The 12,831-nt window shown below is 64.8% G+C and carries 12 protein-coding genes; 5 read left to right on the top strand and 7 right to left on the bottom strand.

From position 1 onward, the window contains the following. Positions 1 to 5 precede the first annotated feature (5 nt). Positions 6 to 458, bottom strand: coding sequence for a succinate dehydrogenase hydrophobic membrane anchor subunit (locus CH295_RS00355; RefSeq protein ID WP_032397462.1), 453 nt, complete (start codon positions 456 to 458; stop codon positions 6 to 8). Next, positions 458 to 868, bottom strand: coding sequence for a succinate dehydrogenase, cytochrome b556 subunit (gene sdhC, locus CH295_RS00350; protein ID WP_082073728.1), 411 nt, complete (start codon positions 866 to 868; stop codon positions 458 to 460). Before sdhC ends, CH295_RS00355 begins: the two co-directional genes overlap by 1 nt. A 265-nt stretch (positions 869 to 1,133) precedes the next feature. On the opposite strand from sdhC, the gene CH295_RS00345 reads away from it, so the two are divergent. Next, a complete protein-coding gene (locus tag CH295_RS00345; protein WP_094739593.1) occupies positions 1,134 to 1,547 on the top strand; it encodes a cytidine deaminase in 414 nt (137 codons plus the stop codon). Then, entirely contained in the window at positions 1,540 to 2,823 is a 1,284-nt protein-coding gene (locus tag CH295_RS00340; RefSeq protein WP_094633747.1) for a thymidine phosphorylase, read from the top strand. The genes CH295_RS00345 and CH295_RS00340 overlap by 8 nt, the downstream gene beginning before the upstream one ends. 9 nt (positions 2,824 to 2,832) lie before the next feature. Here CH295_RS00340 and CH295_RS00335 read toward each other — a convergent pair whose 3' ends face one another. Next, on the bottom strand, positions 2,833 to 4,200 hold the full coding sequence (locus CH295_RS00335) for an aspartate aminotransferase family protein (protein WP_037188144.1): 1,368 nt from the start codon (positions 4,198 to 4,200) through the stop codon (positions 2,833 to 2,835). Beyond that, positions 4,197 to 4,661, bottom strand: coding sequence for an Lrp/AsnC family transcriptional regulator (locus tag CH295_RS00330; RefSeq protein WP_037188142.1), 465 nt, complete (start codon positions 4,659 to 4,661; stop codon positions 4,197 to 4,199). The genes CH295_RS00335 and CH295_RS00330 overlap by 4 nt, the downstream gene beginning before the upstream one ends. 143 nt (positions 4,662 to 4,804) lie before the next feature. Here CH295_RS00330 and CH295_RS00325 point away from each other — a divergent pair, with 143 nt between their 5' ends. Together CH295_RS00325 and CH295_RS00320 are read left to right on the top strand one after the other, a co-directional pair. Further along, positions 4,805 to 6,310 carry a gamma-aminobutyraldehyde dehydrogenase gene (locus CH295_RS00325; protein ID WP_094739453.1) on the top strand — a complete coding sequence of 502 codons (1,506 nt, stop codon included), beginning with the start codon at positions 4,805 to 4,807 and terminating at the stop codon, positions 6,308 to 6,310. Continuing rightward, positions 6,307 to 7,728, top strand: coding sequence for an NAD(P)/FAD-dependent oxidoreductase (locus tag CH295_RS00320; RefSeq protein WP_094633749.1), 1,422 nt, complete (start codon positions 6,307 to 6,309; stop codon positions 7,726 to 7,728). The genes CH295_RS00325 and CH295_RS00320 overlap by 4 nt, the downstream gene beginning before the upstream one ends. 65 nt (positions 7,729 to 7,793) lie before the next feature. On the opposite strand, the gene CH295_RS00315 is transcribed toward CH295_RS00320, so the two are convergent. Together CH295_RS00315 and CH295_RS00310 are read right to left on the bottom strand one after the other, a co-directional pair. After that, entirely contained in the window at positions 7,794 to 8,648 is an 855-nt protein-coding gene (locus CH295_RS00315; RefSeq protein ID WP_094739452.1) for a universal stress protein, read from the bottom strand. 19 nt (positions 8,649 to 8,667) lie between these two features. Next, positions 8,668 to 10,170 carry an APC family permease gene (locus CH295_RS00310; protein WP_094739451.1) on the bottom strand — a complete coding sequence of 501 codons (1,503 nt, stop codon included), beginning with the start codon at positions 10,168 to 10,170 and terminating at the stop codon, positions 8,668 to 8,670. A 244-nt stretch (positions 10,171 to 10,414) separates the two neighbouring features. On the opposite strand from CH295_RS00310, the gene CH295_RS00305 reads away from it, so the two are divergent. Beyond that, positions 10,415 to 11,539 (top strand): adenosine deaminase, encoded by a 1,125-nt coding sequence (locus tag CH295_RS00305; RefSeq protein WP_094739450.1) that lies wholly within the window; start codon positions 10,415 to 10,417, stop codon positions 11,537 to 11,539. Positions 11,540 to 11,560: 21 nt separating this feature from the next. On the opposite strand, the gene CH295_RS00300 is transcribed toward CH295_RS00305, so the two are convergent. Next, entirely contained in the window at positions 11,561 to 12,829 is a 1,269-nt protein-coding gene (locus CH295_RS00300; protein ID WP_212556131.1) for a SatS C-terminal domain-containing protein, read from the bottom strand. Positions 12,830 to 12,831: the final 2 nt, after the last annotated feature.

Below are 12,831 nucleotides of genomic sequence, written 5' to 3'. Positions count from 1 at the left end.
TGTCCTTAGCTCGCCGTGATGTTGGGATCGAACGTGAAGATGACGTAGGTGCCGACGCCCATGATGAGGATCATCGACAGCACCAGCAGCGTGGTCAGCCAGAATCGCGTCGAGTCCTTGCGGGAGTAGTCCGCGATGATCGTCCGCAGGCCGTTGCCGCCGTGCAGCTGCGCCAGCCACAGCATCGTCAGGTCCCAGAACTGCCAGAACGGGCTGGCCCAGCGGCCGGCGACGAATGCGAAGTTGATGCGGTGCACACCGTCGTCGAGCATCAGCATGATGAACATGTGGCCCAGGACGAGCACGACGAGTGCCAGGCCGGAGAAGCGCATGAACAGCCATGCGTAGAGCTCGAAGTTGCCCTTGCTCTGGCGCCGCGGTGAACGCGGGTTGGCCAAGCTGGCCGGACGGTCGTAGTTCGTGCCGAGGACCTTCGCCTCGGGACCCTGCGTCGACATCAGTGACCACCCGCCGTGAACATGTTGTAGAAGATTCGTCCCGCGCCGGGGATCATGACGACGAGCCAGACGACTGCGATCGCCCACAGCATCGGCTTCTGGTACTGCGGTCCCTTGGACCAGAAATCGATCAGCATCACGCGGATGCCGTTCAACGCGTGGTACAGCACTGCCGCGACGAGACCGATTTCCATCAGACCGACGAGCGGGGTCTTGTAGGTCTCGATGATGGCGTCGTACGTCTCGGGGTTGACCCGGACCATCGCCGTGTCGAGGACGTGGACGAACAAGAAGAAGAACGTCAACACACCAGTGATGCGGTGCAGAACCCAGGACCACATGCCCGGATCCCCGCGGTACAGGGACCGCTTGCGCTCCTTGACCGGAGCGACTTCCGTCGTGCTACTCATCGAGTGCAATGCCTCCAACGTCGTTGGTGGACGCATCGAGCCCCGGTGGTCGGTCTTGCCTGGCTCGATTTGTCGCGATTCGGCCCTAGTGCTGGTTGTACTAGCCGCTTACTCGAAACTGTAAACCCATTCGAAACACGGAACTAATTCGACTCGAGGTTCGTACGGTGCCGAAATCCGGTGTTAGGTTTGCCTTCCCAATTGATGCACGCACTTTCGGGCGGATCTCTGCATCAATTCAGACGCCGTGATTGGATGGTTCACCATGGACGAAATCGACTGGAAGACGTTGCGCGACAATGCTCATGAGGCCATGGGTCGTGCCTATGCCCCGTACTCGAACTTTCCGGTCGGTGCAGCAGCTCTGGTGGACGACAATCGGATAGTCACCGGGTGCAATGTGGAAAATGTCTCATACGGTTTGGGGCTGTGCGCGGAGTGCGGGTTGGTGTCGAACTTGCACTCGACCGGCGGCGGCAGACTCGTGGCCTTTTCGTGCTGCGATTCCAGGCGTGAAATTCTGATGCCGTGCGGGCGATGCCGACAGCTGCTGTACGAGTTCGGCGGCCCGGATCTGCTCGTCGACACCGTCTCGGGACCGGCTCGACTGGCAGAGTTGCTCCCGAACGCTTTCGGCCCCGACAACCTCGACGAAGGACGCGTGAACAACCATGCCTGACGCCGTATCCATCATCAGTGCCAAGCGCGACGGACGCGTTCTCGACGACGAGCAGATCGAATGGGTGATCGCGGAGTTCACCCGCGGATCCGTCGCGCCGGAACAGATGTCGGCTCTCGCGATGGCCGTTCTGTGGCGCGGATTGTCGCGTCGCGAGCTCGGTACGTGGACGAACGCGATGATCGCGTCGGGCACACGAATGGACTTCTCGGCGCTGCCGCTGCCCACCGTCGACAAGCACTCGACCGGTGGTGTCGGAGACAAGATCACGCTGCCGCTGGCTCCGCTCGTCGCCGCCTGCGGGGCCGCTGTGCCGCAGCTGTCGGGTCGAGGACTCGGGCACACCGGCGGAACACTCGACAAGCTCGAGTCCATCCCCGGATGGCGAGCGGATCTGAGCGGCGAGGAGATGCATCGCATTCTGGCCGATCCGGCGATCGGTGCCGTCGTATGTGCTGCCGGTGCCGATCTGGCTCCGGCCGACAAGAAGCTCTATGCACTGCGCGACGTGACCGGAACGGTCGAGTCGATACCGCTGATCGCCAGCTCGATCATGAGCAAGAAGATCGCCGAGGGCACCGGGGCACTCGTGTTGGATGTGAAGGTCGGTGCCGGTGCGTTCATGAAGAACGTCGACGACGCACGTGAACTGGCCACCGCGATGGTCGAACTCGGAACCGATGCGGGCGTACGCACTCTGGCGGTCCTCACTGCGATGGACACCCCCCTCGGGCTGACCGCAGGCAACGCGCTGGAGGTTCAGGAATCGGTCGAGGTCCTTGCCGGAGGTGGCCCGGCCGACATCGTCGAGCTGACGATCACGCTTGCGCGCACGATGCTCGCCGCTGCCGGGATCGAGGGGATCGATCCGGCCGACAAGCTCGCCGACGGTTCGGCCATGGATCGGTGGCGAACGATGATCGCCGCGCAGGGCGGCGATCCCGATGCCGCACTACCCGTCGCCCGCGAGAGCCAGGAATTCACTGCTACGCACGACGGCGTCGTGACCGGACTGGACGCGATGGGCGTCGGACTGGCGGCGTGGCGGCTGGGGGCAGGCCGAGAACGTCAGGGTGAGCCGGTGCAGAGCGCAGCCGGGGTGCGGCTGCACGCCAAGCCCGGTGATCGGGTGCGGGCCGGGGATCGGCTCGCAACCCTGTACACCGACACCCCCGAGCGTTTCGAGTACGCGCAACAGGCACTCGAATCCAGCTGGGAGATAGGGGCCACGGCCACGCAGCCGAGGCCCCTCGTGATCGACCGCATCGGGCTGTAGCGAGACCGGTCAGATCAGGTTGCCCGCCTCGGTCAGCACGCTGCGCAGGATCTGCTCCATCTCGTCGAACTCCTTCTGACCGCAGATCAGCGGCGGAGCCAGCTGCACCACCGGGTCACCACGGTCGTCGGCGCGGCAGTACAGGCCTGCGTCGAACAGGGCCGTGGACAGGAAGCCGCGAAGGATGCGTTCGGCTTCGGCGTCGCTGAACGTCTCCTTCGTGGTCTTGTCCTTGACCAACTCGATGCCGTAGAAGAATCCCTCGCCGCGCACGTCTCCGACGATCGGCAGGTCGTGCAACTTCTCGAGCGTTGCACGGAACGCCGGTGCGTTGTCTGCGACGTGCGCGTTGATGCCCTCGCGCTCGAAGATGTCGAGATTGGCCATGGCAACGGCGGCGGAGACGGGGTGGCCACCGAAGGTGTATCCGTGCGCGAAGCTCGAGGTGCCGTCGTCGAACGGCTCGAAGAGCTTGTCGGAGGCGATCATTGCGCCGATGGGCGAGTAGCCCGAGGTCATTCCCTTCGCGCAGGTGATGATGTCGGGTACGTAGCCGAAGTCGCTGCAGGCGAACATCGACCCGATGCGGCCGAAAGCGCAGATGACTTCGTCGGACACGAGCAGAACGTCGTAGCGGTCGCAGATCTCGCGGACGCGCTCGAAGTATCCGGGCGGGGGAGGAAAGCACCCGCCGGCATTCTGAACCGGCTCGAGGAACACCGCGGCAACCGTGTCGGGGCCTTCGAACTCGATGGCCTCGGCGATGCGATCCGCAGCCCAGATCCCGAACGCCTTCGGATCGGTGTCCAGGGGAGCAGGGGCGCGGTAGATGTTGGTGTTCGGCACCCGGAACGCACCCGGCGTCAGCGGCTCGAACGGTTCCTTGAGCGCCGGGATTCCGGTGATGGCGAGCGCGCCCTGCGGGGTGCCGTGGTAGGCGATGGACCGCGAGATCACCTTGTGCTTGCCGGGCTTGCCGACCTTCTTGAAGTACTGCTTGGCGAGCTTCCATGCGCTCTCGACGGCCTCGCCGCCGCCGGTGGTGAAGAAGACGCGATTGAGATCGCCCGGGGCGTACCCGGCGAGCCGCTCGGCGAGCTCGATCGCAGGTTCGGTGACGTACGACCACAGGGGGAAGAACGCCAACTCCTTGGCCTGCTTGGCGGCGGCCTCGGCCAGTTCCTCGCGTCCGTGGCCCACCTGCACCACGAACAGCCCCGAGAGACCGTCTATGTAGCTCTTGCCGTTCGAGTCCCAGATGGTCGAGCCCTCACCGCGGGTGATGATCGGGGGTGTGACCCCTGCGCCGTGGCGGGTGAAGTGGCCCCACAGATGCTTGGCTGCGGAAGCGTCGAGTTCGGATGTCGTTCGCGTCATCGTGTTCCCCAATTGTATTGCTGCTTGACGAGTTTGAGATAGACCAGCGTTTCGGTGCTGGTGACACCGTCCAGGCTGCGGATCTGTTTGTTCAGGATCTGCAGGAGTTGTTCGTCGTCCTCGCACACCACTTCCACGACGACGTCGAACGACCCCGCGGTGAGGACGACGTAGTCGATCGCATCGATCGCCGACAGTTCCTCGGACAGTGCATGACTGTCACCGGTGCATTTGATGCCGATCATGGCCTGCCGCTTGAACCCGACCTGCACCGGATCGGTCACCGCGACGATCTGCATGACGCCGGAGTCCGTCAGGCGCTGAACTCGTTGACGCACAGCCGCTTCCGAGAGTCCGACGGCTTTGCCGATGGCAGCGTACGAGCGACGCCCGTCCTCCTGGAGTTGCTCGATGATCGCCTTGGAGACGTCGTCGAGTGCGATGGGTGGTTGCTCGGGCATGGATCGATCTTGTCACTGTCGTGGCCGTGAACACAACCCGTCGACGATGAAAAACGTGTCAATTGTGGATTCAGACGACAGAATCAGTTGTCGAAAGGCTGGAAACAGAGAGAATCCGTGGGTCCGACGGTACTGTCGCAGGCATGGCGAACATTCCTGGTTGTTGGATCGACGGACGCGCGGTCGACGGTAGTGGTGATCGGTACGAGGTCGACGATCCCGCGACCGGAGCTGTCGTCGCCGAGGTCGGTCTGGCGACCGCCGAAGACGTCGATTCGGCTCTCGCGCATGCCCGATCGGCCTTTCCCTCGTGGTCCAGCGCCACCCCCGCACACCGCAGCGCTGTGTTGCTGGAACTGGCGCGTCTCGTTGCGGCCGACGCGGAGAACTTCGTGTCCGAGGAAGTGGCGCAGACCGGTAAATCGACAAGGTTGGCAACGGAATTCGACGTTCCGGGGAGCGTGGACAACATCGAGTTCTTCGCCGGAGCTGCGCGGCACCTGGACGGTAAGGCTGCTGCGGAGTACTCGGGTGAGCACACCTCCGCCATTCGGCGTGACGCTGTCGGAGTGGTCGGTTCGATCACGCCGTGGAACTATCCGCTGCAGATGGCGGTATGGAAGGCGATACCGGCGTTGGCGGCCGGGTGTTCCATCGTGCTCAAGCCCAGTGAACTCACGCCACTGACCACGTTGCGGTTGGCGCGGTTGGCCACCGAGGCAGGCGTGCCCGACGGGGTGTTCAACGTCGTCACCGGAACCGGTCTCGACGCCGGAGTCGCGCTGTCCTCCCATGCAGGACTGGACCTGATGACCTTCACCGGCTCCACTCCCGTCGGCAGGCGCGTCATGGCGCAGGCCGCCGCGCACGGAACTCGGGTGCAGCTCGAGCTCGGCGGCAAGGCACCGCTGGTGGTCTTCGACGACGCGGATCTCGATGCCGCTGTGCACGGTGCCGTCGCCGGATCGTTGATCAACGGCGGTCAGGACTGCACGGCAGCCACGCGCGCCATCGTCGCCGAATCCCTGTACGAGGACTTCGTCGCCGGAGTCGCCGAGTTGATGGGTCGCGTCGTCGTGGGAGACCCGACGGATCCGGCAACCGACATGGGTTCGTTGATCTCCGTCGCGCATCGAGATCGGGTGGCGGCGATGGTGGATCGGGCTCGCGACGCGGGGGCCAGGGTGGTGACCGGAGGCCGTGTCCCGGAGGGCCGGGGTGCGTTCTATCCGCCGACCCTGATCGCCGATGTCGGTGAGCAGGACGAGATCTATCGCGACGAGGTGTTCGGTCCGGTGCTCACGGTGTCCAAGCATCACGGCGACGACGATGCGATCCGGCGCGCCAACGACACTGCGTTCGGACTCGCCGCATCCGCGTGGACCCGAGACCTGTACCGCGCGGGCCGAGCGACGCGGGAGATCGCCGCCGGCTGTGTGTGGATCAACGACCACATCCCGATCATCAGCGAGATGCCACACGGCGGATTCGGGGCCTCGGGCTTCGGAAAGGACATGTCCAGCTACTCGCTCGACGAGTACCTCACTGTCAAGCACGTCATGACCGACATCACCGGTGTGGCTCGAAAGGCTTGGCATCGAACGGTGTTCGCGGCGGCCGATCCCGAAGCGCAGGAGGACGCCCGATGAGCGCATCATGGGCAACCGAGCCCACCGACCGCGGCGTGGCGATGGTGGCGGGCGCGGCACCGGAGTCCTACTGGCTCGATCGGCCCGAACGCCCGGCACCGCGGACACGGCACACCGGTTCGGCTGCAGCGGATCTGGTGATCATCGGCGGCGGATTCACCGGACTGTGGGCGGCTCTGCAGGCGGCAGAAGAGAACCCGAACCGATCGATTGTGCTGCTCGAAGGCGACCGCATCGCCGAGGGCGCAACCGGACGCAACGGCGGCTTCTGTGCGGCCAGCCTGACGCACGGCCTGGGCAACGGACTCGACCGCTACGCCGACGAACTACCCGAGCTGCTGCGGATGGGCACCGAGACGCTCGACGCGATCTGCGCGACTGCGGAGAAGTACGGGATCGACGCCGACATCGAGCGCACCGGCGAGCTCGACATCGCCAATTTCGACTGGCAGGTGAACGACCTGCGGGAGCTCGGTGACGAGGGTGCGCGCCTGTCGCAGCCGATGGAATACCTCGACGCCGCTGCAGTGCAGTCCAGGATCACCTCACCGATGGCGCGCGGTGCACTGTTCGACCCCGATGTCGCGATGATCGACCCCGCGAAACTCGCCTGGGGCCTGGCCGACGCGGCCGAATCGCTCGGCGTTCGCATTCACGAGAACACTCGGGCGCTGTCGATCGACAAGTCCGGCAACGGTATTCGAGTGAAGACGGGCTACGGCACCATCGAGGCCGGCAAGGTGCTGCTGGCCACGTCGGCGTCGAAATCGTTGCGCCGCAAACTCCGTCACTGGATCGTCCCGGTGTGGGACTACGTGATCATGACCGAACCACTGACGTCGGCGCAGCTCGCCGACATCGGCTGGTCCGGCCGCGAAGGATTGGCCGACTCCGGCAACCGATTCCACTACTTCCGGTTGACGGCGGACAACCGCATCCTGTTCGGCGGGTGGGATGCGCACTACTTCTACGGTAGCGACACCGACCCACGCCGAACCCAACACCCCGAAGAGTTCGCATTGCTCGCCGAACACCTGCTGCAGATGTTCCCGAGCCTCGAAGGAATTCGCGCCACCCATGCCTGGGGCGGATCGATCGACACGTGCTCGCGGTTCAGCGCCTTCTGGGATCTCGGAATGAACGGACGGGTGGCCTCGGTGGCCGGGTTCACCGGACTCGGCGTCGGCGCGTCGCACTTCGGGGCCCGCACCGCGCTCGATCTTCTCGACGGCAAGGACACCGAACGAACACGCCTGAAGATGGTGCGCAGCATGCCGCTGCCGTTCCCGCCCGAGCCCCTCAAGTCGATCGGAATCAACATCACCCGCGCGGCATTCGCCCGAGCCGACCGCAACGGCGGAAAACGCGGCCTGTGGCTCAAGGGCATGGACGCGCTCGGTCTCGGCTTCGACAGCTGAGGTGCCAAAGGCAGTGGTGCGGTCGAGTGCTACTCGGGGCACTCGACCGCACCACTGCCTCGGCACTAATCGTGCGGAACGACGACCACCGGCACCGGGGCAGCACGCAGAATCTTGGCCGCGCTCGAACCGAGGAACACCCGCTTCGGAGTCGCCAATCGACTCGAGCCGAGGAACAGCACATCGCCCGGCTTCCAGTCGAGGTTGCCCATCGCCTCGTCGAGCGTCGACCCGTCGGCGACGACCGACTCCAGACCGTCGATGTCGGGGAGTGTGCGCACCGCGTGGTCGAGATTGTCCTGCGCGGCAGCGACCTGTCGTCGACGGGTGTCCAGTGACGTCTCGTCGCTCGGTGCCCCGGTCGGCTCGAGCGAGACCAGTGACACCAATCGGACCGGAACGTGCGCCGCGCTGGCAATGGTGATCGCGAAGGGCAGCGGATTCGGGGCCGATGCCCGGGTGGGGACGGCGACGGTCAGGTCGGTGATCGGTGCGTTCGAGAGCCGATAGCCCCGAGGGGCAAGTGCCAGCGGCACTTCCGAGGCATGCAGCAGTTGACTGGCGACCGACCCGATCGAGTGCCGGTTCAGCAGGCCGTCACCCGCACCGCCGACGACGATCATGTCGGCATCGGTGTTCACCGCGAAGTCGATCAACGCGCGGGCGAACGACTCGTGGGAGAGAACGTGTGTGGTCACCTCGATGCCCGACGGCACCTGAGCGGCCGCGTCGTCCACCCAGCCGCGCGCCTTGGCCTCGAGAACTTTGCGATACGGTCCGCTGCCTTCCATGACCGGTTCGTCGACGGCCATGACCAGCACGATGTCCATGGACGCGTCGAGGGCGCGGGCGAGGGCGGTGGCCAGGGCTACGCCGTCGTCGCCGCTGGGGGTGGCGAGGTAGCCGACGGTGATCTTCATGAGTTTCGGTCCTTCTCTTCTAGTAAGTGTCCGGAACCTTGACTTCGGTGGACGCGGTGAGTGTCTTGCCCTGGAAGAAGTCCCTGTTGCCCACGAAGCACAGCAGCATGAGCGGGATTCCGAGTACCAGCATGCCGACGCCGAGGACGAACACACCGCCGATCGGACCGTAGACGGTGTAACCGTAGTCGGGCTTGATCATGTCGATTGCGCTCTGCACGAACGCCCACGTCATCGACAATCCACCGAGGAACGGGAAGATGCCGCGCATGAACAGGTTTCGCACGGACGTCAGCAGCGTCCGGCGGAAGTACCACGTGCACGCATACGCGGTGATGCCGTAGTAGAACGCGACCGCGAGCCCGAGCGAGGCCACCGAATCCTGCAGCGCGTTGGCGCTGACGAAGGTGAGCACCAGGTAGAACAGCAGGGCCGCGGCACCCATCACGAGCGTGCCGAAGCCGGGCGTCATGTACTTGGGGTGCACGCTGGCGAACCGCTTGGGGATTGCCTCGTACACGGCCATCGACAGTGTTCCGCGGGCCGTGGGCAGGATGGTCGTCTGCGTCGAGGACAGCGCCGAGATGGAGACCGTCAGCAACAGCAAGGACGCGACGATCGACCCGGCGACCGGATCGCCGAGAATGGTGAGCACATCGTCGACGTTGTCCGGGTTGTTCAAGCCGATGCCGGTATCGCCGAAACCGGCGAACGACTGCACGGCGTATCCGACGAGAACATACGTAGCAACGAGGATCAGCGTCGTGATCACTGCGGCGCGTCCCGGCGTCTTCTCCGAGTCCTTCGTTTCTTCGCCGACGGCAAGGCAGGCATCCCATCCCCAGTAGATGAAGATGCACAGGATGATGGCCTGGGCCGCGTCGGACATCGTCACTCCGGTGGGCACCAACCAACTCCACTGGGGCGTGATGGCCTGCGGTCCTGCGGTTCCGGTACCCACCTTGACCAGTGCTGTCACCGAGACTCCGATGAGCACTCCGAACTGCACGACCAGCAGCACGTTCTGCATGCGTTCGCTGATGAGGATGCCGCGGAAGCTGATGTAGGTCATCGAGACGATGAAGAACGAACCGAGAGCGACCTTGGCCGCGGTCGACTCCGCCAACCCCGACAGGCCCAGGAACTCGAACAGATAGATGGCTGCGATCTCGGCGACGTTGGCCAGCACGATGATCGCCGACACGGCCAGCCCCCACCCGGCCATCCAACCGACCCAGGGTCCGAAGGCCTTGGTGCCCCAGGTGAACGAGGTTCCGCAGTCCGGTGTGTCGCGACCGAGTTCGCGGTATGCGAAGGCAGTGAGCAGCATCGGAACGAAGGCGATGAGAAACATGGAGGGCGCTTTGTCGCCGACGGCCAGAACCACGTAACCGAGGGTGGCGGCGAGGCTGTAGGCCGGGGCTACCGCCGACAAGCCGATGACGATGTTGCCGACCAGCCCGAGAGCGCCGGTGTTGAGCCCTTTACCCGGAATGGTGTTCGGCGGTTCCACAGTGGACATAGGTCTCTCCGAGGTTCGAGTCGACCGAGGACGTCGGAGGGGACCCGACGGAATCGGCTGCGCGTGTGTGCTGAACACTACGATTTCCGTCGCCGATCCGCTGTGTATCGACGGAATTGTTTTCATTGGAGTAACAATGCAACGAAATGGGTCGCGGAAGGGGCGGACGTCGGGGGAATCCGCGGACTCGCCGAGTGGCGATGACAGGCGCGCGTGCGCGGGAGCCGCACGCTACCGTCGACACATGAGCACCGCGGAGAACACTCAGTCCTCGATCGGTGGCAGTGCGCCACTCGATCTCGCGTCGATCAGGACAGCTCCCAAGGCATTGCTGCACGATCACCTCGACGGCGGACTCCGCCCGCAGACCGTGTTGGAGCTGGCCGACGAATGCGGCTACGGCGATCTTCCGGCCACCGACGGCGCGGCGCTGGGCGAGTGGTTCCGCGACGCCGCGGACAGTGGCTCGCTCGTGCGGTACCTCGAGACGTTCGCGCACACCGTCGCCGTGATGCAGACCCCCGAAGGGCTGTTCCGAGTGGCGCGCGAATGCGCCGAGGATCTGGCCGACGACGGCGTCGTGTACGCCGAGGTGCGCTTCGCACCGGAACAGCACCTCGAACGCGGACTGACCCTCGACGAGGTCGTCACCCATACGCTCGCCGGCTTCGAAGCGGGGATCTCCGCGGCCAAGGTGCGGGGCAAGAACATCACGATCGGCACCTTGCTCACCGCGATGCGGCACGCGGCGCGTTCGCGGGAGATCGCCGAACTGACGGTCCGGTTCCGCGACCGTGGCGTCGTGGGCTTCGACATCGCCGGTGCCGAAGCGGGCTTTCCTCCCAGTCGCCACCTCGACGCCTTCGAGTACATGCGAGCGAGCAACGCGCACTTCACCATTCACGCGGGAGAGGCGTTCGGTCTGCCGTCGATCCAGGAAGCGGTGGCATTCTGCGGCACCGACAGGCTCGGTCACGGGGTCCGGATCACCGACGACATCACCGTCGGTGCCGATGGCACGCCCGAACTCGGTCTGCTCGCCGCGTACGTCCGCGACACGAGAATGCCCCTCGAACTGTGCCCGAGCTCCAACGTCCAGACCGGAGCCGTCGAATCCTTGGCCACGCACCCGTTCGATCTGCTCGCCCGATTGCGATTCCGAGTCACCGTCAACACCGACAACCGGTTGATGAGCGATACCTCGATGAGTCGCGAGATGGCCAAGCTCGTCGAGACCTTCGGCTACGGCTGGAGCGATCTCGAGCGCTTCACCATCAACGCGATGAAGTCGGCGTTCCTGCCGTTCGACGAGCGGCTGGCGCTCATCGACGACGTCATCAAGCCCGGTTACGCAGTTCTGATCGGCTGATCGACCAGACCCGGCGGCCTGCTACTTCTTGCGCAGTCGGCTCTCGAACTCACGCTCGAGGGCGCGCCATGCTTCGGCCTCGACGTCGAACGGTGCGCTCGGAGCGAGCCGATCGGGACTGGGCTCGAGGGCGTACGAGACGTACCAACCCAGCGGGGTGGACGTGGCGAGAGCCTCGTCGACCGAATCGTCACCGGCGAAATCGGCGGCGTCGGTGAACAATTCGACGGCCAGGTCGAGTTGTTCGACGTCGACTGCGGTTGGCCCGTCGGCGAGGTCGTCGGCGAGGCCGGGCAGCACGTACACGTTGTCGTCGGTGATCGTGATGTCGAGGGAGCCGTCGATGGCCGCGGTCTGAACATCGGAGTAGGTACTGACCTGCGCCAGATCGTGATCGTGATCGTCGGCCAGATACCGGGCCAACGAACGCTCGGAACCGAAGACGCTGATGGCACCGCCGCGGCCGAGGAACACCGGCTTGTCGCCGAGGTAGCACCGCAGGGTGTAGAGCGTGTCGTCCGAGGTGATGATGCGAATCGGGTCGATGCCGACCGTGGTCCAGAACGTTTCTTCGGCTGCGGCCGCGGCGATCGGATCGCGGTCCACCTCGGCGGAGTCGTCTTCGTCTTCGTCGTCGTCCGAATCGGAGTCGATGTCGTCGGTGACGTCATCGGCGTCGACGGCGTTCTCGGCGGCTGCGGTGATCTCGGCTTCGGCGACGGCTACGGCTGCGGAGTCGACAGCGGGGGAGGTGACGATGGAGTCGACTGCGTCGAGCACGTCGTCCCAGTGTTTGGCGACCGCTGCACCGATGCGGTCCCACAGTTCACCACCCTCGCGACCGAGGAAGTTCTCCACGCCTCCGCCGACGGCACCGACGAAAGGGTTGGAGCCGAAAAAGCTTGTGACAGGTCGCAATTCGCAGACATCGCCGATGGAGGAAACGATGTCGAAGGTAGCTTGCAGTTCGGCGAGAACGTCGGCCTCGGGATCGGAGGCCACCAACTCCGGCACCGCCACCAGATCGAAGCGGTGCAGATCATCGGGCTCGAGCTCGTGTGCGGCGAGTGCGGAGACCACCGTCCACGACGGATGATCGACGAGATCGTTGTCGTCGTCGGATCTGACGAATGCCGCGAGCTCTGCGACGGTCGAGAATCCGTACAGGTCTTCCTCGTGTCCGAGGAATGCCTCCCACTCGTCGTCGCCTTCTCGCCACTCCGGTGCCCACAGTGTCGAGAAGTCACCGGCGGTGAGACCGAGTTCGATCGGGATGATGTCTCCAGCCATGG

This window comes from Rhodococcus sp. 14-2483-1-2 (assembly GCF_002259405.1).
Taxonomy (GTDB): Bacteria; Actinomycetota; Actinomycetes; order Mycobacteriales; family Mycobacteriaceae; genus Rhodococcoides.
The sequence above is the reverse complement of the archived record's forward strand: the minus strand, read 5'-3'. Positions and strand labels throughout refer to the sequence as shown.